Below are 20,555 nucleotides of genomic sequence, written 5' to 3'. Positions count from 1 at the left end.
CAGTGTCCGGAGGCAAGTTCGCGCTCCTCGAAGTACCGGATCTGAATGGTGGGGAACCGTCCTACCTGCGCCTCGGGGCCGCCGCGCCGCTCGGCGAGAGCGCGGGCGACGATCTCGCCGAGCGGATTCAGACGTTCACCGACGACGACCGCAAGCGGGACGGCTCGCCCAATTTCGTGCCTGTGGGCGAGCGAAAGGCCGAGACCGCGAAGCTGCACACGAAGGGCGGCTGGCGCGATCACACCGACGGCAACCGCATCTCGACCACCAAGGGCGACAAGGTCGAGGTGATCGGGGGGAACTACCGCCTGCTCATCCTCGGCCGCGGGGAGCACCAGGCGGGCTGGGACGTGTCGGGAGGGCACGTCACCGAGGTCAGCGAGACCTTCGGCGGCGGCACCACGATCGAGTGGGTGCAGAACTACGGCGGGACGTGGAAGGTCGTCGAGACGACCATCAAGGGCGAGGTGCGCACCCTCTACCACGGCGACGTCTACGACTATTACTTCGGGAAGATCAAGGAGAGCCAGACCGGCACGGACACGTTCCCCACGCTGAATGTCACCGACGATTTCATCGATGACAAGAATCCGCCCTCGCCCCAGGCGATCCCGACGGAGAACCCCACGATCGTCGACAGGACGTGGGCCAAGAGCATCGAGTCCTATACCGGCTCGGCGAAGCTGCCGGTGCCGTCGATCACGGACGAGACCTGGGCGGAAGTGATGGTGACGAAGACGAACGCCACCTCGATGACCGACGAGACGACCGTCAAGGAGGCGTCGAAATCCACCATGCGCGCCGCGTCGATCACGTCCTCCACCAAGGTCGACGGGACCATGGATGACCACACCGAGGCCGACGTCATCAAGAGTTATACGAAGGCGAGCAAGATCATCTCCGAGACCCACGCCGACACCGAGGACGATATGTACGGCGACGCGGACTCCTACACGAAGGGCGACAGCAAGACCGTCGTCGAGGGGATCGAGACGACGATCAACCTCGGCATGGTCAACGAGGTCGTCCTGGGGGGGATGATCGAGGCGACGCTCGGCGCGGAGGTGACCTTCACGGCCGGCGGCATCGTCGACGTGACCGTCGGGCTCAAGGCGGATTTCAGCCTGACCGGGACCATCGACGTCTCCGCCGGCCCCAGGCTCGAGATCAGCCCGGCGGGCGTGGAGCTCCACATGAGCAAGACGGAGATCGCGCTCGCCAACAAGATCGTCTCGGCGTTCAACCTCTTCGTTTGAGGGCGCGAGCACGACGCTCCACGCGCCACCGGATACGGAGCTCCCATGGCCGGCGATGGCAAGTACGGTATCCTCCATGTGCCTGATTTCGGCGACGGCATGTCGTCGTACCTGCGCATCGGCGCGGCCGAGGGCGACGAGTACACCTGGCGCGATCACACCGACGGCAACCGGGTCATCACCACACGGGGCGACAAGGTCGAGGTCATCGGGGGCACGTACAAGATGACCGTCCTCGGCCGCCGCGAGTTCGAGGGCGGCTGGAAGGCCGAGGACGGGCAGATCAACGAGAAGAGCATCACCTTCTACGGGTCGGGCGAGTTCGACTTCATCCAGGGCCCCCGCGGCGAGAAGCGCCTGCGCGAGAAGACCGTGAAGGGTGAGGTGCACACCACCTACCACGGCGATGCCTTCGAGTTCCATTACGGCAGCAGGCTGGAGAGCGTCACCGGACACGACAGCCCGCCGCGCAACCTGGACGAGATCACGGACGCCTGGGGGCTCCCGTCTTCAGGCGTCCTCGGGGAGAACCCCACGATCGTCGACAGGACGTGGGCCAAGAGCATCTCTTCGTATACCGGCTCGGCGAAGCTGCGGGTGCCCTCGATCTCCAACGAGACCTGGGCGGATACGATGGTGTCGACGACCCACGCCACGTCGATGACCGACGAGACGACCATCGACGGACCGTCGAAGTCGACCATGAAGGCAGGGTCGATCACGACCTCGACAACGGTCACCGGGACCATCGATGACCACACCGAGGCCGACGTCATCAAGAACTTTACGAAGGCGGGCAAGATCATCTCCGAGACCCACGCCGACACCAAGGACGAGATGTACGGCGACGCGGACTCCTACACGCAGGGCAACAGCAAGACCGTCGTCGACGGGATCGAGACGACGATCAACCTCGGCATGGTCAACGAGGTCGTCCTGGGGGGGATGATCGAGGCGACGCTCGGCGCGGAGGTGAGCTTCACAGGCGGCATCTCGGCGAGCGCCACGATCGGCCTGGAGGCGTCCGTCACCGTCGCCGCGTCCCTCGACGCCAGCATCGGGCCCACGCTCTCGATGGGGCCGGAGAAAATGAAGGTCACCCTGGACCGGGGCAAGGTCGTGCCCGTCCGCACGAACATCGCGGCAGTCCACCTCATGATGTGACGCGCAAGCGCGGCGACCCTCACGGATGGCGAACAAGAATCTCACCCCGTTCCTCTTCGGCAGCAAGGTCACCTCGCGGAGGCCGCCCCAGCCGGAGATGACCCTGATCGTCCGGGCGAAGTTCATCCTCACGCCCGGCGCGCCGCTCTCCCTGCCCGAGGGCCACCCGGCGCTCGCGCAGGAGACGCTGCGCGGCGACGTGTTCCACGACGACGATCACGAGCAGACAGGCGAGTGCCTGTACCCGAGCGATCTCGTGGACTTCAAGCCCCACGCCGACGTGCTCTTGCTCGGCACGTGCCACACGCCGGGCAAGGCGCGCATGACCGAGTGTCCGGTGCGGTTCGGCGTCGGGTCCTGGTCGAAGATCCTGCGCGTGGTCGGCGAGCGCGTGTGGATGGATGGCGTGCTCGGGCCCGCCATGAGCGATCCCGTGCCGTTCGACAGGATGCCGCTCGGCGATCGGCGCAGCTTCGGAGGGCCGGGGCACCCGCTCAACCCGGTGGGCAGGGGCCACGGGACGCGCGAGCTCCCCAACGTCGAGGGCGCGGACGATCTGCTGCTGTCGCGCTCGGATCGGCCGGCGCCCGCGGGGTTCGGGCCCCTGTCGCCGAACCGGCCCGATCGGCGCGCCCGGGTCGGAAAGAACTACGGCAAGGCGTACCGCGAGAAGCGAGCGCCGTACTTCGCCGACGACTTCGACTGGACGTACTTCAACTCGGCCCGGCCCGACCAGTGGCTCCCGTACCTGCGCGGGGACGAGGAGCTCCTGTTCCAGAACCTCCACCCGGACGCGGAGGTCTTCCGGTCGCGGCTGCCGGGCCTCCGGATCCGCGTCTTCGCGAACGACGCGGAGCGCGGCTTCCGGGAGGTGCCGATGCACCTCGACACGCTGCTCGCCAACCTGGACGAGGGGGCCCTGTTCCTCACGTGGCGCGGCCTCACGGAGGTGACCGACGACGACCTCTCGCGCGTCACGACGCTCGTCGCCTCCGAGCCGCTCGACGGCCCGGCGCTGCCCGAGGAGCATTACCGGGAGATCCTTGCGCGCTTCGAGGCCGATCCGCTCGAGATCGAGGAGCAGCTCGCGCCGGAGCTCAAGGAGGAGTGGGGGGCGCTGCAGGCGCTGCAGAAGAAGGGCGACGGCGCGGCGCGCGACGGCGGCGGCGGCGCGGCGGGGCTCGACCCGCTGTCGGCGCTGCTCAAGGCGCGGCTCGGCGACGTCGCGAAGCCGCAGCAGGAGAGGATCGGCCGGGCGATGGCGGGGCTCGCGGGCGTCGCGCTGCCGGGGGGCAAGGTCCTCGGCAGCGTCATCGCGGAGGCGCTGCGCAACCTGCCGAAGGCCTCGCAGGCCCTGCCGCCGATGAGCTCCGGCGCGTCGCCCATGCTGATGGACGCGGCGCTCCGGACGGCCTTCCGGCGCGTCGCGCGGGCGGTGGAGGAGGCGAAGGCGCTCGCGGCCGCGCGGGGGACCCAGGTCCCGGCGCTCGCGGCGTGGGACAAGCTCGCCGGCGATCCGAAGCTCGCGTCGATGGGCCTCTCCATGGCCCCGCCGCGGCCGCCCGGGCAGATCGGGCCGGGGAGCGACCTCCGCGACCAGGACCTGAGCGAGCAGGACCTGAGCGGCCGCGACCTGACCGGCGCGGACCTCACGGGCGCCCTTCTCACGGGCGCCAACCTCCGGGGCGCCAGGCTCACGCGCGCCATCCTCAAGCAGGCCGTGCTGTTCGACGCCGACGTGAGGGAGGCCGATTTCACGGGCGCGGACCTGAGCCTCGCCACCCTGCAGAGCGCCTCGGCAGAGCGCGCCGTCTTCCGCGGCGCCACGCTGGAGGGCACCACGTTCGACGGCGCGCGGCTCATGGAGGCCGATCTCTCGGGCACGCAAGGGTCGCAGCTCGTCTTCTCGAGGGCGGACATGACGGGGGCCGTCGCGCGCGGGGCGGCGTGGGCCGTGGCCTTCCTGGAGGACACCGTGCTCGAGCGCGCGGACCTGTCGCAGGCCTCGCTCACGCGGTGCTTCGTGTCCAAGGTCAAGGGCGCCTCCGCCACGTTCGCGGGCGCGACCCTGACCGGATCGAGCTTCTCCGGCTCCGACCTGACCGGCGCGGTCTTCGCGGGCGCGCGGGGCGACGGGAGCGTGTGGATGGGCGCGACCCTCACCGGCGCGGATCTCAGCCTCGCCGTGCTGACGGGCACCCTCTTCATCGAGGCCACGGCCGACGGCGCGAGCTTCTTCGGGGCCAACGCGCGGGGCGCCCGGTTCGACCGGGCAAACCTCACGCGCGCCGACTTCACGCGGGCGAACCTCTTCGAGGCGGACCTGCTCAGGGCGCGGGTCCCTGAGGCGAAGTTCGTCGACGCGAACCTCTACGATGCGAAATTCTACGAAACCTCGGGATCCGGCTGTGATTTCAGGGGGGCGAACCTGAAGAAGTCGACGCTGGAGCGAGATCGATGACCCCGGACGAGCTGAGGGCGCTGCTCCAGGCGGGCGAGGCGCTCGAGGGCAGGACGCTCGGCGACATGGATCTGCGGGGGGCCGACCTCCGCAACGCGCGGCTGCGCGGCGTGAAGCTCGGGCGGGTGCAGCTGGAGGGCGCGGACCTCTCGGGGGCCGATCTCCGCGGCATCAAGATGGCCTGGTGCGCGCTCCGCGGCGCGGACCTGTCGGGCGCTGACCTCCAGGGCGCGGCCGTCGCCCAGAGCGATCTCTCGGGCGCGAACCTCGCCGGGGCGAACCTCACGGGGGCGAGCCTCGTCCGCGGGCAGCTGACCGGGGCGAACCTGCGCGGCGCGCGGCTCCAGGAGGCGAACCTGGCCGAGTCGAGGCTCGCGGGGGCGGAGCTGTCCGGGGCGACCCTGAAGGGCGCGCGGCTCGACCTCGCCGATCTGTCGGGCGCGGCGCTCGACGGGGCGAGCGTCTCGCAGTCGTCGTTCACGCGGGCGGACCTCTCGGGCGCCACGCTGTCGCAGGCGCGGATCGAGGGCTCGTCGTTCGCCGAGGCGAACCTGACGCGGGCCGATCTGTCGGGCGCCGAGCTCGACACGGTGGTGTTCCTGAAGGCCGATCTCCGGGAGGCCGTGCTCCCGAAGAAGCTCACGAAGACGGTGTTCGACGGCGCGCGCCTCGGCCGGCTCGACCTCTCCGGGGCGGACCTCGCGGGCGCGGCGCTGGAGGGGATGGACTTCGCGGGGGTGAGCTTCGAGAACGCGAACCTCACGCTGTCGTCGCTCCAGGGCACGGACCTCCGGGGCGCGAGCTTCCGGGGCGCGACGCTCGACCAGACGGTGCTCGCGGGCTGCGACCTCACCGGCGCGGACTTCCGGGGCGCGACGCTGAGGTCGTGCATGCTGTACAGGGCGCGGCTGCCGGGCGCGGATCTCTCGGGCAAGGACCTCGAGATGGTGGTCTTCAAGGAGGCCGATCTCTCGGGCGCCGACCTGTCCGGATCGCGGCTCGTGCGCTGCATGCTGGAGGGGGCCGACCTGACGGGCGCGAACCTGACGCGCGCGCTCGTCTCGCAGACCACGCTGCGGACCGCGGTCGTGGAGGGCGTCACCTTCGAGAAGGCGATCTTCGACTGCGTGGACTTCTCCGGCGTGGACCTGACGCGGGTGCCGCTCTCCGGGCTGACCATCACGCGGTGCTTCTTCGCGCTCGGGAACCTCTCGGGGATGGACCTCTCGGGGTGCAACCTGTCGAACTGCGACTTCACCTCGTGCAACCTGGAGCGGACCCGGCTCGACGGCGCCATCCTGGCGAACGCGAACTTCAAGGGGGCGAACCTGAGGCAGGCCTCGCTGGCGGGCGCGATGGCGAAGGCCGCCTTCTTCGGCGAGGGCGTGCTCGCCGGCGCCGGGCTGACGCAGGCGATGCTCCGCAATGCGATCTTCGTGAAGGCCGATCTCTCGGGGGCGAACCTCGCGGGGGCCGACATCCGGGAGACGGTGATGCACGAGGTCCGCGCGGCCGATGCGCTGTTCGTGGGGGTCAAGGCGCACCACGCCGATCTGTCGCACGCGGACATCTCGGGCGCCGACTTCACCGGCGCGGACCTGCACTGGGCGAACCTGCACCACGTCCGCGACGAGAAGACACGGTATCTCGATGCCAACCTCGCCACGGCGAGGCGCACGGACGTGGATCGCCTGGAGGCCGAGGCATGGATGCCGCCCGAGCGGCGCTCGCAATGAAGGAGGAGCGATGTCGATGGGAGCCATGAAGGAGAGCGATCGCGCGGCGGCCGTGCGGGAGGACGCGGCGGCGGGCGAGGAGCGCGCGCCTCGGGCGTACAGCGCGTACGGCGCGCACGGCGCGCACGGCCCGCGCGGCGCGGACGTGCTTCGGATCGGCCTCCCCCGGGCCGGGGGTGCGGCGGCCGGCGATGCGGGTCAGGAGGGCGCCGCGGCGCTCCCAAGGGAGTACCTGGGCCCGGGCCAGGTCACGGCGGCGGATGGGGGCGCGATCGCGGTGGAGCTGCCGGGCGGCCAGCCGGTCGCCGTCGAGATGGCGCTCGCGCTGCCTTACGAGCCGGCCGTGGGCGACACGCTGCTCGTCATCGGCAGGGAGGAGCGCTACTACGCCATCGGCGTGCTCCACGGCGCGGGCCGGACGGTGCTGTCGCTCCAGGGGGACGTGGCGGTGCACGCGAGGGACGGAGAGCTCTCGCTGTCCGGGGACAAGGGCGTCGCGATCCGGGGGCCGGAGCTCGAGGTGCAGGCGGGCAAGATCCGGATGGTGGCCGACGCCGTGGTCCAGCGGTTCACCTCGATGGTCCAGCGGGTGAGCGCGCTGCTGAGCGTGCAGGCAAGCGAGTCGCACACGGTCGTGGAGAAGACGGCGTTCACCAAGGCGAAGAACGCGACCATCCTGACCGAGGAGACGGTCACGGTGAACGGCAAGCAGATCCTCTTGGGATAGGAGGCCGGCGCGATGCTCCCTGCGAACAACAAGTGTACCGGCATGAGCGCCGGGTACCCCGACGTGTGCCTGTCGCCTGCGCTCGGCCCGTTCCCGTTCCCCAATTTCGACCTGAACCCGGTGAGGTTCCCGTTCTCGATCAACGTGTGGTTCTCGATGGGGCCTGCGCTGAGCCTCCTCGCGCGCGCGATCCTCACGATGGGCGACTGGCTGGGCACGCTGCACTGGACCTTCATGGGAACAGGCCAGTACACGTTCGGCAACGTGCGGGTCTTGGTCAACTATGCCCCCGCCACGTCGCTGCTCTCTCCGAGGTCCGGCAACAATTACAACTGCTTCATCGGCGTCCAGGTGTTGCCGAGCGTGACCAACGTCTTCATCACGTACAACGCGGGCAGCGCCGGGGGCGCGCGGCCCGCCGGCGCCCCGATGCTGGCCGATCTGGACGCGCTCGTCGCATCGCTCCACCCGTGCGGCGGGGCGTCGCCCGTCGAGAGCGTCCAGCTCGAGCCGGGGGTCGGGTACGTGAGGATCCGCACCTTCTCGCTGGACGTGCCCGCCCGGGTCCACACGGCGGTGAGGGCGCTAGAGGCCGAAGGGCTGGAGACGCTCGTGCTGGATCTGCGCGACAACCCCGGCGGGGAGCTGACGGCGTTCCTCGAGCTCGCGGGCGACTTCCTGGAGCCGGGGAGCGTCCTCGGGAGGGCGATCGACGCGGACGGCGACGAGATCGTGTACCGGTCGAGCCACCGGGATCCGCGCCGTGTGCCGCTGTGGATCCTGGTGAATGGCGGGACGGCGTCGGCGGCGGAGCTCTTCGCCGGCTGCCTCCAGTGGCACGGGAGGGCGGTCGTGGCGGGGGAGCGCACGTACGGAAAGGGGACGGCGCTGAAGGTCGCGGCGGATCCGGAGGATCACGCGCCGGTCCTCGCGCCGGCGGCGAGGATGGTCCTGCCGGGGGGAGAGCCGATCCACGGGGCGGGGATCCGGCCGGATGTCGAGCTCGGGGCGATTGAAGGGGCCGATCGTGGCGGGGAGCGGCGATCGCTGATGGACTTGATCGCCGGCGCGAAGGCCTGAGCGCGATCCGCCGCTCGGCTCAGGGGCGCACCGCGAGGTACACGCTGCTCCAGAGCTGCACCGCGTTCGACTCGTCGTGGTGCAATCGCTCCGCGCCGAAGGGGACCAGCTTGTAACAGCCGCCCTCGAAGGCCCAGCTCCAGAGCTCCCGCGTGCTCTCCTCGCGCGTCGCCGCGATGACCTCCCAGAGCGCGCTCCGCGCCCGCTCCAGCGCGCCCCGCGCGCGGGGCGGCAGATCGCCGCGGCCGAGCTGCCGCTCGAGGCCCGCGGCCAGCATCGCCTGCTGCCACGACCACGTGACCGTCCCGTGGTAATGGGCCGCCGTGAAATCCCTCCGGATCGCCGGATCCTGCGCGAACGCGGGGTTCGCGACCAGGATCCCCACCGGCGTCCGCAGGCCGGCCGGGAACGGGCGGATCAGGCGGCCCGCGATCTCCTCCAGCGCAGCGGGCGGCGGCTCCGTGAACAGGAGGACGAAGCTGTCGTCGGAGTGCATGATGGGGATCGGCTTCCCGTCGTCGTCGAGCGCGACGGCAGGAAACGACAGCGTCCCCGAGAGCGACGCGAGCGCCGGCGCCGCGTCCAGGCCCAGCGACGCCGCATAGGACGACATGCGCCGCCTGGCCTCGTCCTCCGGCAGCTCCACACGGAAGAACACGCCGGCGTCCTTCCACGCGCGCGCGAGCCGCTCCGCCCGGCCGGCGCGCTCCGCGTCCGCGCCGAGCAGCGGGCTCGCGAGCAGCCGCGCCGACGCGTGGAGCGCGGCCGGAACCAGCGCGGTGTTCACGTCGTAGGGGATCCTGCCGCCCGCCAGGCCCTCCTGGCTGTCACGCCACTCGCCCACCTTCGTGCCCGCCTTGAGCCCGATCAACGTCATCGGATCCCCCGTCTCGGCGAAGGGGGCGGCGAGGTGGAGCACGAGCGCCACGTTCCGCGCGAGCGCCTCCGCATACGTATCGCCCCCCGGCGTCCGGCGCGACAGGAACTCGGCGGCGCGCTCCCGGCCGGCCGCGCTGCCGAGGAGATACTCGGCGGCGACCGGCGCGAGGAGGAAGTCGTCATCGATCATCTTGTAATCGTAGATGGGCTCGCGCAGCGCCCCGGGGATGCCCGCATCGAGGTGCATGAGCGCCGCGTACTCGCCGATCGCCTCCTCGTGCGCGACCTCGCCGGCCAGGCTCAGCCGATCGAGGACCGAGCCGAGGCCCGCCTCGACCACCGCCGGATCGAGGACGGGCAGGAGCATCCTCACCGCGAGCAACGTGTCCCGGCCGAAGTACGTAAGGAAACGCCAGGACCCGGCCAGCAGCTTCTCCCGGTACGCGAGGAAGCCGAGCGCCCGGCGGTGGCGCGGATCGTCGCTGGCGCGCTCCGTCACGAGCTCCTCGAGGGGCACCGGCGTGAGCGGCGCCTCGTCCGAGAGCGCCGTCACCCGGACACGGAGGCCGCGCGGCCCTGCCGCCAGCGCGATCCGGCCGTCGTCCCCGAGCGCGGCCGTCGTGCCGTCCTGCGGCTCGATGAGCAGCTCGAGGTGATGATCGCCGTCCAGCATCGTCCGCCGCACGGCGATCGCCGCTCCCCGCTGCGAGGCGAAGGCCTCGACGTCGTTCCCGAGCCAGGCCGGAACCTCGGCGTCGCGCCCCACGTCGCGGAGCGTACGGACGCTCCCCAGGAGCACCCGATGGACACGCAGCACCGGCGCCTCGCTCGCGAGGAGCGCCGACACGCCGCGCATGACGCCGGGCCGCTCCACGCGCTCCACGCGCTCCACTCCAGAGACGTCCCCCTCCACCGAGAGCTCGACCGGCGCGGGCAGAGAATCGAACCACACGGCGATTCCCATGTTCCCTGCCGGAAAAGCGACGATGAGCCGCGGCGACACGCCCGACGTCGTCAAGAGATGGGCGGCGATATGACCGCGACGGAAGAAGTGGTTGTCTATCTGGCCTTCTTGCAGATCGAAGGCCAAGAGCTCAGCAGGCGGCGGCGCGGAGGGCGCCTCGCCGTGGGGTGCGCCGGAGACGCAGGAGGCGGCAAGCAGCGTGGACAAGGTGGCTCCCCTCAGAAATCGCTCGATCTTCGTGGGCCTCGTGGGCACCGCGGGACCGTACCCAGCCGGGGCGCGCCTGCCAAGGACCAAGGGCCTTCGGTGGCCGCCAGCTTACGTCTGCGACGCGCTGGCCGTTTATCGCGTATTTTCAGCGAATTTACCGAGGTAGAGCGGATTCGGCAGGACGCCTGGGAGGGCGCCGCCACGGCCTCACGCCGCGCGGCACGTCTGGCGCCGGGAACGGACGCGACGGACGCAAGATGCAACGGACGCGGCCGACCAGAGCACCAGAGGACACGATCGCGAGGACGAGATGACAAAGAAAGAGCTCACGCCTTTGTTACCCTGCGATAACCCATCCGAGAACTCAGTTGTTGATAGTGGGTTCGCAGCAGGCGAATGGCCTGCGAGCCATTTTGAGGAAGGGGGTTCGAGATGGGCGAGAGCATCTCCGGCCAGGCCGCGGCCGGCAGCAATGGTTGCTGATCGCGCGAAGCTCAGCGTTCCGCAAGAGGGCCTGATCAGCACCTGGGTTGATGGCAGCCTCGGCGTCGTCGAAGAGGTCGTGCGCGCGGGGTTCGGCTTCCTCTGAGGACGTGCGCGTCGAGACGCAGGAGCGCCTCGGCGCCACGCTCTTCTTCCTCCCCGCCTCCCTGTGAAAATTCTCCGGGTTTCAACGTGATCTGTGCTCCAGGCAGGCGAGCGAGGCGTACGCCCGTCAGCGCCCCTCGGCCCCCCGCCCTGGCTTCCGCCGGCGGTAGAGCCCGATGACCAGCGCGAGCACGGCGGCGCCCAGCCCGGCGACGGCGATGAGCCGCGCCGTCGTGCTCCACCGGCCGAACGGCCATCGGCTGGCCCGTCCCGCGCTGTCCGCCTCGCCGCCCGTGCGGGGGAGCGGGACGAGCGCGCGGCGGGCCGCCGCCGCCTCGGCGAGCGCGCGGCGGACGCCGGCGGCGTCGAGCGAGGCGTCCGCCGGGATGAGGGCGCGCAGCGCGGAGCGCGCCCTGAAGAACGGGGCGCCGTCGCTGCTCCACGCGGCGGGCGCGCTGTCGAGCGCCTCGTCGAGCGCGGCAGGGATCACCTCCTTGACGATCGCGTCCACCGCGCCGGGCGACGCCGACCTCGCGAGCGCGATGTAGCCGGCGTCCTGGATCCCGCGGCGAAGGCTCTTCAGGCGCATCGAGGGGAGCACGCCGGGAAAGCCGACGGACCGGGAGGAGAACGCGCCCCGCTGCGTCCCGGGATAGAGCAGCATGCCGTCGCCGAGGCACGCGTCGCCGTCGCGGTTGTGGAAGTTCTCGGCGACCGTGAACGGGTCGATGGGCCCTTTGCCGCCGCGGTTGCCGTCGTGCCAGAACGCCGTCTCCCACAGGAACCAGCGGTCCACCTCGTGGGAGGCCGCGATCCAGCCGTCGGCCATGAGCCCGGTGAGCGGCGCGTCGATCATGAACGTGCCGGTCCTCGGCAGCGCGCCGTTGTACACCCAGAGCCGCTGGCCCGCCTCGCGCGCGGCCCGCGCCCACGTGGAGTCGAAGCGGTTCGCCGGCGTGAGCACGAGGTCGACGTCCTGCTCCACCGGAGGGATCTCGCCGCACGAGTGCCCCACGAGGACGCGCGACGACAGGCGCGAGCCGCGGATCAGCCGGCGCCAGCCGGGCCCGCGGGGGCTCTCGCACTGCTCGTCGATCGCATAGAGCATCACGTCGTCCACCGCCGGCGGGAGGAGGTCCGCGACCGCCTCGACGCGGCGGAGGGTCGCGTCCCCGGGATCGCCGAAGCCGCCATAGGCGCCGAGCGCCACCGCCCCGGGCGGCACGCCCGCGCCCGGCCCCCGGTAGCCGCGCGCCTCCGTGAAGAGCGAGCCGTCGATCGCAGCGCGCAGCCGCTCGACCTCGGCGGGGCTCCGGACCGACGCGAAGCCGTCGACGTGGTGCTCGTGGAGCAGCTGCCAGAGCTGCTGCTCCACGGCGGGCCCGTCGCCGACCCGCGCGGCGACCTCGTCGGCCTCGTAGAACGCGATGAAGTCGACAGCGCCGTACGGCAGCGTCGCCGGGGCGACGTCGAGCTTCAGATCGAGCGACGCGAGCTCGCCGTGCGACGCGGATCCGACCACCACCCTCCCTTCGTAAACGCCGGGGAGGGCGCCCTCCGGGACGTGGAGATCGATCCAGACCGCCCGGGTCTCGCGGGCGCCGACCTCGAGCGGGTACGGCGCCCAGGGGGGCGCGAGCTCGACAGGGATGAGCGCGTCGGGGAGGAACCCGAGGTGCACGTCGTCGGGCGGCCGCGCCGCAGGGCTCCACCCGAGCGACTCCCGGGGGCGCTGCTCGTTGCGCGAGCGCTGCGTGATCTCGACGTAGTGCTCGACGAAGCGGTGGATCGAGATCGCCCCCGCGGGCGCCGCTCCCTGCCCCTGCGCGGGCTGCTGCGGCGCCTTGGCCGGCGCGCCCGGGCCGGCCGCGGGGTCGAGCGCGGAGAGCTCGACCGTGACGCCGCGCACGGGCTCGGCGCCGGCCTCGACGACGACCTGGAAGGCGACGACCTCCGCGCGGAGCGCGCCGAGCCGGATCGGCTCGCCGGGCCGGAAGACAGCGTTTCCTTCGCCGCGCGAGAGCGGCAGGCCGACGTCCTCCCGGCGGACGCGCGTGCCGTCGTCGGCCACCCAGACGCGCGCGCGCTCGGGCTGCCCCTCGCCGGCGGCCGCCGGAGCGGGCGCGCCGCACGCCATGACGGAGAGCAGCGCGGCGGGGAGGTGCGGGAAGGATCGCGGCATGTCGCTCGGCTCTCCGAGGAGGAGCGACCGCCAGGGTCGGCCGCCATTCCATCCTAGGGGCGCCGCGCCCGCCCCCTCAAGCGCGGCGGTTGACAGGCCGGCGGGGCTCGGGCGATCTCGCGCCGTGGATCTGACCAGAGCGGCACTCCTCGCCGGCGGCGCCGCCGTGGCCGGCGCCATCAACGCGGTGGCCGGGGGCGGCACGCTTGTGTCGTTCCCCGCGGCGATCGCGGCGGGGCTGCCCCCGCTCGCGGCGAACGCGACGAACGCCGTGGCGCTCACGCCGGCGTCGCTCGCGTCGGCGTGGGCGTATCGCCGGGAGCTCTCCCGGGACTACCGGGTCCTCGGCGTCCTGTTCCTGCCCTCGCTGCTCGGCGGCGTCGTGGGCTCGGCGCTCCTGCTCGTGACGCCGCAGCGCGTGTTCGACGCCGCGGTGCCGGGGCTCGTGCTCGTCGCGACGCTGCTCCTGCTCTGGCAGAACCTGCGCCGGGCGAAGCCCTCCGCGGTGCCATCACCCGCGGCCGATCCCGGCGCGGAGCGCTTCGCGCTGCCCTCCCGGCCGTGGCTCGTGTTCCTGCTCCAGTTCCTCGTGAGCGTCTACGGCGGCTACTTCGGCGCGGGCATCGGCATCATGATGCTCGCGCTGCTCTCCTCGTTCGCGGGCGACGTGGACATCCACCGGCTGAACGGGATCAAGACGGTGCTCGCGAGCCTGATCAACGGCGTGGCGGCGCTCGCGTTCCTGTTCGCGGGCGCGGTCGACGCGGTCGCCACGCCGATCATGATGGCGGCGGCGGTGGTCGGCTCGCTCGCCGGCGCCGTGGTCGCCCGCCGCATCGAGCCCAGGAAGGTGCGGTGGTTCGTCGTCGCGCTCGGCCTCACGCTCACGGCCAAGCTCGCGTGGGACCGGCTCGGCGGCTAGCTCGGCAGCTCGCCCGGACGCCTAGGCGATACGCGACCCGCGGCGAGCCTCGAGCCCCGATGACGTCTCAGCCGGCCAGGTCGAGGATCACGAAGCGCGAATTCTGATAGACGACCTTGCCCGGCAGGTCCCTCTGCCGGCCGCGCGCCACCACCACGTAATCGAGCTTGTATTTCTTCTTCAGCGGGCCGAGCCGGGCGGCATCGAGATCCCCGTAGCCGTCGGACAGGTCGTCCGAGCGCCGGAAGCCCTTGCGCCCGGAGACGTCCTCCAGCCGCCGGTACCATTCCACCAGCTCGCTGGGTACGTAGGCGCTGCTCTTCCAGTCGACGACGATGGCGCGCTCGCCGAGGAGCCGGAAGCGCTCCAGCTGCGGCGGCGTGAGGAACACCGCGTCCTTCGGGGTGCTGGCGCGGATCCAGGCGTACATATCGGCCTCGGGCCCGCGCATGCCCTTGATCACGCTCGACCGCTCCCGGTAGCCCCTCACCTTGGGCACGCCGACGCGGAGGCAGGCGAGCGCCGCGTAGGCGACGACCGCATAGGCGCCGAAGCGCAACAGAAATGCGCGCGCCGGGGCGAGACCGACGCGCCGGCGCTCGAGCAGCGACGCCGCCGCGCCGACGAGGGCGCCCGCGGCGCCGGGCGCGAGGGCCAGCACGAGCGACCACCCCACATCCCCGCCCTTGTCGAGCATGGCCAGGGCGACGAAGCCGCCCAGCGTCAGCGTGAGGGCCGCGGGCGGGATGCGCCGGAAGAGGGAGGGGCGGGCCGCGATGCTCACCGAGGCCGCGCAGACGAGCAGCTGCATGAGGAGATCGAGGAACGGCGCGAAGCGCCACACGAAGAGCTGCGCGACGCGCGGGATCTGCACCCAGGTGGTGAGCAGCGTCCCGGTCCAGAGGAGGATCGCCATCGCGAGCACCACCGCGCCGAGGCGGCGCCCGCGCCCCTCGCGGCCGCGCAAGAGCCACCCGCCGGCGCCGAGGCCGAGCATCTGCCACGCCGCCACCGGGAAGAAGCTGCTCTTGTAGGTCGTGGGCGCGTAATGGTGCGGCGCGCGGATGTTGAAGAGGATCTCCTGCGCGAACGCCGCGTCCGGCGAGCGCACCGAGCGGAGGATGAGCGGGGAGAGGAGCAGGAACACCGCGATGGCCGGTCCGACCTGCATGGCGATGCGCCGCGCCAGATCCTTCCAGCCGTCCCTCCAGCCGAGCAGGAGCTGGGTGAGGCCGAAGGTGCCGATCCCGAGGACGAGGTAATTGGCGTGGAACAGGCCGCTCAGGCCGAGGAACACGCCCGAGAGCAGGGTGCGGCCGGCCACGAGGGGCGGCAGCGCCGCGAGCAGGAAGAGGCTGCCCAGGGTGGAGGGCTGGAGGGTGAAATCGAAGATGTAGCTGACAGCGACGCTGTCGGTGCGGGTGACGAAGGCGATCGCCATCACCAGCAGGAAGGTGGCCAGCGCGAGGCGCCGCTGCTTCAGCAGCTCGACAGCGAGCCAGTACACGCACATGGCGCCGAGCGCCGCGGTGACCACGAGGCCCCAGCCCACCGCCGCGCCGCCGCGGTCGATGGCGAGCAGCAGCCAGCCCACGTAGGAGAACGCCGGGTGGTAGTCGGCCGCGCCTGTCGCGTACCAGTCCTTGGCGAGCACGCTGGGATCGAGCAGCCGGAGCGCGCCCAGCAGGTACGACGTCTGGTTGTTGACGCCGTAATTGACGCCGTAGCTCAGCCCGAAGCAGATGGAGACGACGAGCGCGATGAGCGCGGCCGGCAGCTCGCGGAGGAGCGGCGCGAGCCTCTGCCGCGGCGAGGGCCGCGCCGGCCCGGCCGCCGCGGGCCGCGCGGCGCGCGGAGAGCTCTCCTCGCCGCCTGCGCCCTCCGCGCCGGAGCTCGCCTCGCCGCCTGCGTCGGCGGTGTTCTCGTCATCCGCGCCGGCGGCAGCGTCCGTGTCGGCCTCGGCCTCGGGCGCCCCGGGCCCGGTCCCGATCTTGGTCCTCATCTCGGGGCGCGAGCCCTAGCATAGGTGGCACGATGCCGTGCGTGGAATCTCGACAGCGCGCGGGGCCGGGAGCCGAGCGCCGGGCCGGCCTGATCCGCGCCGTCGGCCTCCTCCTTCCTCGGCCTCGTCAGCTGACCGGCGGCGACGTGACGACGGCCCGGCTCGGCCTCGGGCCCACGAGCACCGGATAGAGGGCGCCCGCGAGCACGCCGCCGGCGAGCGGGGCGAGCCAGAAGAGCCAGAGCTGAGACAGCGCCCCTCCGCCGACGAACAGGGCAGGACCGGTGGAGCGCGCCGGGTTCACCGACATGTTCGTGACCGGGATCCCGATGAGGTGAACCAGCGTGAGCGCGAGCCCGATGGCGATCGGCGCGAACCCGCGCGGCGCGCCGTGATCGGTCGCGCCGAGGACCACCATCACGAAGCCGAACGTGAGGACGATCTCGGTCAGGAGGCTCGCGAAGAGCGAGTATCCGCCGGGCGAGCGCCCGCCGTAGCCATTCGACGCGAAGCCTGCCTGCACGGCGAACCCGGCGGCGCCGCTGGCGATCGCGTAGAGGATCCCGGCGGCGACGATGGCGCCGGCGATCTGGGCGAGGACGTACGGCAGGATGTCTCGCGCGGGAAAGCGCCCGCCGGCGATCAGGCCGAGCGTCACGGCGGGGTTGAAGTGCGCGCCCGAGATGTGGCCCACCGCGTAGGCCATCGTCAGGAAGGAGAGCCCGAACGCGAGCGCCACGCCCAGGAAGCCGATCCCCAGCCTGGGATACGCCGCGGAGAGCACGGCGCTCCCGCAGCCGCCGAGCACGAGCCAGAACGTTCCGAGAAACTCTGCGGCCGTACGCCTGGACAACGACATCTCCATCTCTTCATCTCCCCTGCGGAAGGCCCCCTCGACGCGGACCGAGGCGCGGCAGCGGCCGCGCCCGACCGTGGAGCGGCCGCGCCCGAACGTAGACCGAGGCGCTGCGGCGGCCGCGCCCGGCCGTGGGGCCATCCCGACGGCTGGCGCAGGCCGCACGGTCGGCCGGCGGGCACCCTGCCGAGGCGATGCTCCACCGGCCCTTCGTCGACATTGGATGAGCCCCGGCCCGCCGCGTTGCGGTCGGACCGCTTCGAGCGCCCCTCACCGGTGTTCGATCTTCCGCAGCCGGTACGCCCGCGCGTCCCACAGCCAGAACGCCCGCTCGCCGCTCGCGAGGACGTCGAACCCGTGGCGGGCCGCCAGCCGCGCGGCGTCGGCCGCGTCGTGCGCGGCGTGCGCGGCGTCAATCGCGCGCGCGGCGGCCGCGAGGTCCCCCGCGGCGCCGAGCAGCCGCACCAGGCCGACCTCCGGCGACGCCTCGCCGGACATCACGGCCTGCACCGCGCCCTCGCCCTCCCCGACCTCTCGCCCGGCTCCGCCGAGCGCGCCCCGGCGCCGCAGCCGCCGGCGGAACGTCCAGCGGTCGACGGCGCCCCAGTCGTACTTGTACGGCTCGCGGCCGCGGAGGAAGTCCACGGTCCGCGCGCCCTCGCGCGCCGCGTGCTCGATCGCGCTGGCGAGCATCACGACCCCGGGCTGTACCACGCGAGCTCCGGATCGAAGCCGGTGATGTACGACGCGAGCCCGCCGCGCTCGGCGAACCCGTAGAGCGACGCGATGATCCGCCCGTCGAGCCGCAGGCCGAAGAGCCGCAGCGCGCCCCGCGCGCACAGCGCGCGCGCGGCCTCGCGGTGGAACGGCCGGAGCGCCTCGTCGAGCACGCCCCCCTCGCCGCGCGAGCGCCAGCGCGCCGTGTGGTTCACGAACAGCGCGTCGAGCAGCTCGTCCACGCTCGCCGCGTCGGCCACGTCGAGGCGCAGGTCCCCGGCCCGCGCGAGACGCTTCCGCGCGCGGGCGACGCGCGCGCGCATCCCCGGCGGAAGCGGCGCGTCCGGCGCGGCGCCCTCGGGGATCGTCACCGCCGGACACGCCTCGTGCTTCTCGACCTCGTCCGACCAGCCGGGGGGCGCCTCGGCGAGGAGCAGCGGCGACGACGCGCGCAGGTCGTGGAGATCGGCGACGTCCCACGCGTCGGCGCGCTCTTCGAGGCAAGCGAGCGCCGCGTCCGCGACCGCGCGCTCGTACCCGGACGCGGCCAGGACATCGTTGTAATCGGTGATCCCGGCGCCGAGCAGCGCGACGACGCGCTCGTCGCCGATGCGGTGAACCGCGAGGGGCGCGAGGCCGACGAGCCCCTCGTCCGACCGGAAGACCAGGGCGAGCACCGCCTCGGGCCCGAGCGCCCGGCACCACGGGATCAGCCACTCCGGCCGCTGGAACGCCGTCGCCGACGGGCACCGCTGCCACAGCGCGCTCCACGGCTCCCGCAGCGCCTCGAGCTCCTCGCGGCGGCTCAGCACCTCTACGTCGAGTCGTTCGCTCACCTGCCCCCCGAGCGGCGGGCTCGGCGCTCCTCGGCCGTCGTCGAGCGCGCGCGGGCGCTCACCGGGCTCCCCGCCCCTGCCGGCGCCGTATCCTCGCAGAGGCGCGCGGCCACGCAACCGGCGTGCGCTCGGAGAGGGCTCTGGAGAGCTCGCGCCGGCCGGCTCGTCGCCTCTGGCCGCTGGTTGCCGAGCTTAGCGACAAACGGGTTGAAACCCCGAGAAAAAGCAGAATTTTCACAGGGAGGCGGGGAGGCGGGGAGCGAGAGACGGCAAGAGGGAGAAATTCATTTTTTCTTCCTCCCCGCCTCCTCGCCTCCCTGTGAAATTTCTCCGGGTTTCAACATGATCGCTGTTCTAGGCCTCTCCCGCGCGCGCCACGGCGAAGATCAGGTGACGTTGCAGCCGGATCCCCTCCGGCGCGCGGCGGCGCTCGAGCTCGGCCGCGAGCGCCGCCTTGACCCGCGCGGCCCCCGCCGGATCGAGGTTGGACAGGAAGTTGCCGAACGAGCTGGCCAGGTAGAACGCGATCACCTCGTCCGTGTCCGTGAAATGGTCCGTGAAGGAGCGGATCTGGAGCCTCGGATCCTCGAAGCCGGCGAGCACGAGGGTGCTCGTCAGGTCGTCCGAGGTCACCTTGTAGGTCGTGCTGCCGAGCGTCTCCGCGCTGCCGGTCAGGCCGAGAGACGACAGCACCCCCTCGATCACCTGCTCGAACTCGTGCGGGCGCTCCCTGGCGGCCGAGCTGATGCCGAGACGCCCTCCCCGCTTGAGCACCCGGCGCGCCTCGCGCAGCGGCCCGAGCTTCTCGGGCAGCCAGTGGAGCACGCTGTTCAGGAACACGACATCGAAGCTCCCGGCGACGAACTGCGAGAGATCCTCGGCCTGCCCGACGCTGGCGCGGAAGTTCGGCCGGCGCTTCTCGTTCGCCAGATCGACCCGGAGCGGCAGCGGATCGACGCCGGCCACCGCGCCGGAGGGGCCGACCAGATCGGCGACGTAGGCCCCGAGCCGGCCCGTCCCACACCCGACGTCGAGGACGCGCTCGCCCGGGGAAATCTGGAGATCTTCGATGAGCAGCTTTCCGTGGTTGAACTGCCGATCGCTGACGCGATCATACGTCTCGGCCAGGACAGCTGAATCGAGCGAAAGGCTGACCATCATGGCTCCTTGGGAGAGGAGGTGGAGATCGGCGAAAGACGGGTTCGAGTGGAGGGTCTCCCCGACCACCACGTGTCTGCTATCGAGGACGATAGTCCGCCATAACGGACCGAGCAAGCGCGATCTCGACGGCTGCGCGCGAAGGCGGCGGTGCTGGCCCGGTTTCGCCGTCGGGGGCGGGCGTGGTAGCGTCCGCGCCTGCTCTCGAACCACGAGGAGTCGCTCATGAGCTGGATCGACCAGTACCGCGCCTTGGCTCGCTACAACCGGTGGATGAACGACAGGCTCTTTGCGCTGGTCGGCGAGCTCGACGACGTGGAGCGCAAGCGCGATCGCGGGGCCTTCTTCCGGTCGATCCACGGCACGTTGAACCATATCCTGCTCGCCGACCGCACGTGGATGGGGCGCTTCACCGGCGGCGCGGAGCGGTTCGTCTCCCGCGATCCGAGCGGGAAGGCCATCGAGATCACCGCGCTCTCGCAGGAGCTCTACGCGGACTTCGGCGATCTCTCCCGCGAGCGCGCCAGGACGGACGCGGATATCCTCGCCTGGGTGCACGAGCTCGATGACCGGGCGCTCGCGGGAGACCTGACGTACACGCGGAGCGGGACGGTCTACACCTCTCCGCTCTGGTGGTCCGTGGGGCACCTCTTCAATCATCAGACCCATCACCGCGGTCAGGTGACCACCCTGCTCACACAGATGGGGATCGACCCTGGCGCGACCGATCTGATCGCGATGCTGCGGGACGAGAGCCGCGCGTCATGACACGCGCACGCGCGCCTCGCCCCGCGGCGAGCGCGGCTGTCCGGTGGTC

15 protein-coding genes are annotated in these 20,555 nt (G+C 71.9%); 8 read left to right on the top strand and 7 right to left on the bottom strand.

Going from position 1 to position 20,555, the window contains the following annotated elements:
• Positions 1 to 2: 2 nt before the first annotated feature.
• Genes WMF22_RS10890 through WMF22_RS10865 form a run of 6 tightly spaced genes read left to right on the top strand, consistent with a single transcriptional unit; the run spans position 3 to position 8,424 of the window.
• Positions 3 to 1,256, top strand: coding sequence for a hypothetical protein (locus WMF22_RS10890; RefSeq protein WP_438035704.1), 1,254 nt, complete (start codon positions 3 to 5; stop codon positions 1,254 to 1,256).
• Positions 1,257 to 1,301: 45 nt separating this feature from the next.
• Positions 1,302 to 2,420, top strand: a complete 1,119-nt coding sequence (locus tag WMF22_RS10885) for a hypothetical protein (RefSeq protein ID WP_438035703.1) — start codon at positions 1,302 to 1,304, stop codon at positions 2,418 to 2,420.
• A 25-nt stretch (positions 2,421 to 2,445) separates the two neighbouring features.
• On the top strand, positions 2,446 to 4,881 hold the full coding sequence (locus WMF22_RS10880; RefSeq protein WP_438035702.1) for a DUF2169 domain-containing protein: 2,436 nt from the start codon (positions 2,446 to 2,448) through the stop codon (positions 4,879 to 4,881).
• Positions 4,878 to 6,617 (top strand): pentapeptide repeat-containing protein, encoded by a 1,740-nt coding sequence (locus WMF22_RS10875; protein ID WP_437299034.1) that lies wholly within the window; start codon positions 4,878 to 4,880, stop codon positions 6,615 to 6,617. Before WMF22_RS10880 ends, WMF22_RS10875 begins: the two co-directional genes overlap by 4 nt.
• Before the next feature lie 10 nt (positions 6,618 to 6,627).
• The gene (locus WMF22_RS10870) at positions 6,628 to 7,344 is read left to right on the top strand and encodes a DUF3540 domain-containing protein (RefSeq protein WP_438035701.1); all 717 of its coding nucleotides are present in this window, start codon (positions 6,628 to 6,630) and stop codon (positions 7,342 to 7,344) included.
• Between the two features lie 12 nt (positions 7,345 to 7,356).
• On the top strand, positions 7,357 to 8,424 hold the full coding sequence (locus WMF22_RS10865) for a S41 family peptidase (RefSeq protein ID WP_438035700.1): 1,068 nt from the start codon (positions 7,357 to 7,359) through the stop codon (positions 8,422 to 8,424).
• 19 nt (positions 8,425 to 8,443) lie between these two features.
• Here WMF22_RS10865 and WMF22_RS10860 read toward each other — a convergent pair whose 3' ends face one another.
• The gene (locus WMF22_RS10860; protein WP_438035699.1) at positions 8,444 to 10,474 is read right to left on the bottom strand and encodes a hypothetical protein; all 2,031 of its coding nucleotides are present in this window, start codon (positions 10,472 to 10,474) and stop codon (positions 8,444 to 8,446) included.
• 718 nt (positions 10,475 to 11,192) lie between these two features.
• Entirely contained in the window at positions 11,193 to 13,247 is a 2,055-nt protein-coding gene (locus tag WMF22_RS10855) for a hypothetical protein (RefSeq protein WP_438035698.1), read from the bottom strand.
• Between the two features lie 124 nt (positions 13,248 to 13,371).
• On the opposite strand from WMF22_RS10855, the gene WMF22_RS10850 reads away from it, so the two are divergent.
• Positions 13,372 to 14,169 (top strand): sulfite exporter TauE/SafE family protein, encoded by a 798-nt coding sequence (locus WMF22_RS10850; protein ID WP_437299029.1) that lies wholly within the window; start codon positions 13,372 to 13,374, stop codon positions 14,167 to 14,169.
• A gap of 67 nt (positions 14,170 to 14,236) precedes the next feature.
• On the opposite strand, the gene WMF22_RS10845 is transcribed toward WMF22_RS10850, so the two are convergent.
• The 5 genes from WMF22_RS10845 to WMF22_RS10825 all read right to left on the bottom strand — a co-directional run bounded on the left by WMF22_RS10845 (position 14,237) and on the right by WMF22_RS10825 (position 19,741).
• A complete protein-coding gene (locus WMF22_RS10845) occupies positions 14,237 to 16,171 on the bottom strand; it encodes a DUF6798 domain-containing protein (protein WP_438035697.1) in 1,935 nt (644 codons plus the stop codon).
• 127 nt (positions 16,172 to 16,298) lie between these two features.
• Complete coding sequence (aqpZ, locus tag WMF22_RS10840) at positions 16,299 to 17,030, bottom strand: aquaporin Z (RefSeq protein ID WP_437299027.1); 732 nt, start codon at positions 17,028 to 17,030, stop codon at positions 16,299 to 16,301.
• 267 nt (positions 17,031 to 17,297) lie between these two features.
• Entirely contained in the window at positions 17,298 to 17,741 is a 444-nt protein-coding gene (locus tag WMF22_RS10835; protein WP_438035696.1) for a GNAT family N-acetyltransferase, read from the bottom strand.
• Positions 17,720 to 18,580, bottom strand: a complete 861-nt coding sequence (locus tag WMF22_RS10830) for a GNAT family N-acetyltransferase (protein WP_438035695.1) — start codon at positions 18,578 to 18,580, stop codon at positions 17,720 to 17,722. Before WMF22_RS10830 ends, WMF22_RS10835 begins: the two co-directional genes overlap by 22 nt.
• A 354-nt stretch (positions 18,581 to 18,934) precedes the next feature.
• Positions 18,935 to 19,741 carry a class I SAM-dependent methyltransferase gene (locus tag WMF22_RS10825; RefSeq protein WP_438035694.1) on the bottom strand — a complete coding sequence of 269 codons (807 nt, stop codon included), beginning with the start codon at positions 19,739 to 19,741 and terminating at the stop codon, positions 18,935 to 18,937.
• Positions 19,742 to 19,963: 222 nt separating this feature from the next.
• Between WMF22_RS10825 and WMF22_RS10820 the strand changes: the two genes are divergently transcribed.
• A complete protein-coding gene (locus WMF22_RS10820) occupies positions 19,964 to 20,506 on the top strand; it encodes a DinB family protein (protein ID WP_437299025.1) in 543 nt (180 codons plus the stop codon).
• The last annotated feature ends 49 nt before the right edge of the window (positions 20,507 to 20,555 follow it).

This window comes from Sorangium sp. So ce204 (assembly GCF_051526795.1).
Lineage (GTDB): Bacteria > Myxococcota_A > Polyangia > Polyangiales > Polyangiaceae > Sorangium > Sorangium cellulosum_B.
This window is presented reverse-complemented; position numbering and strand designations above follow the sequence as displayed.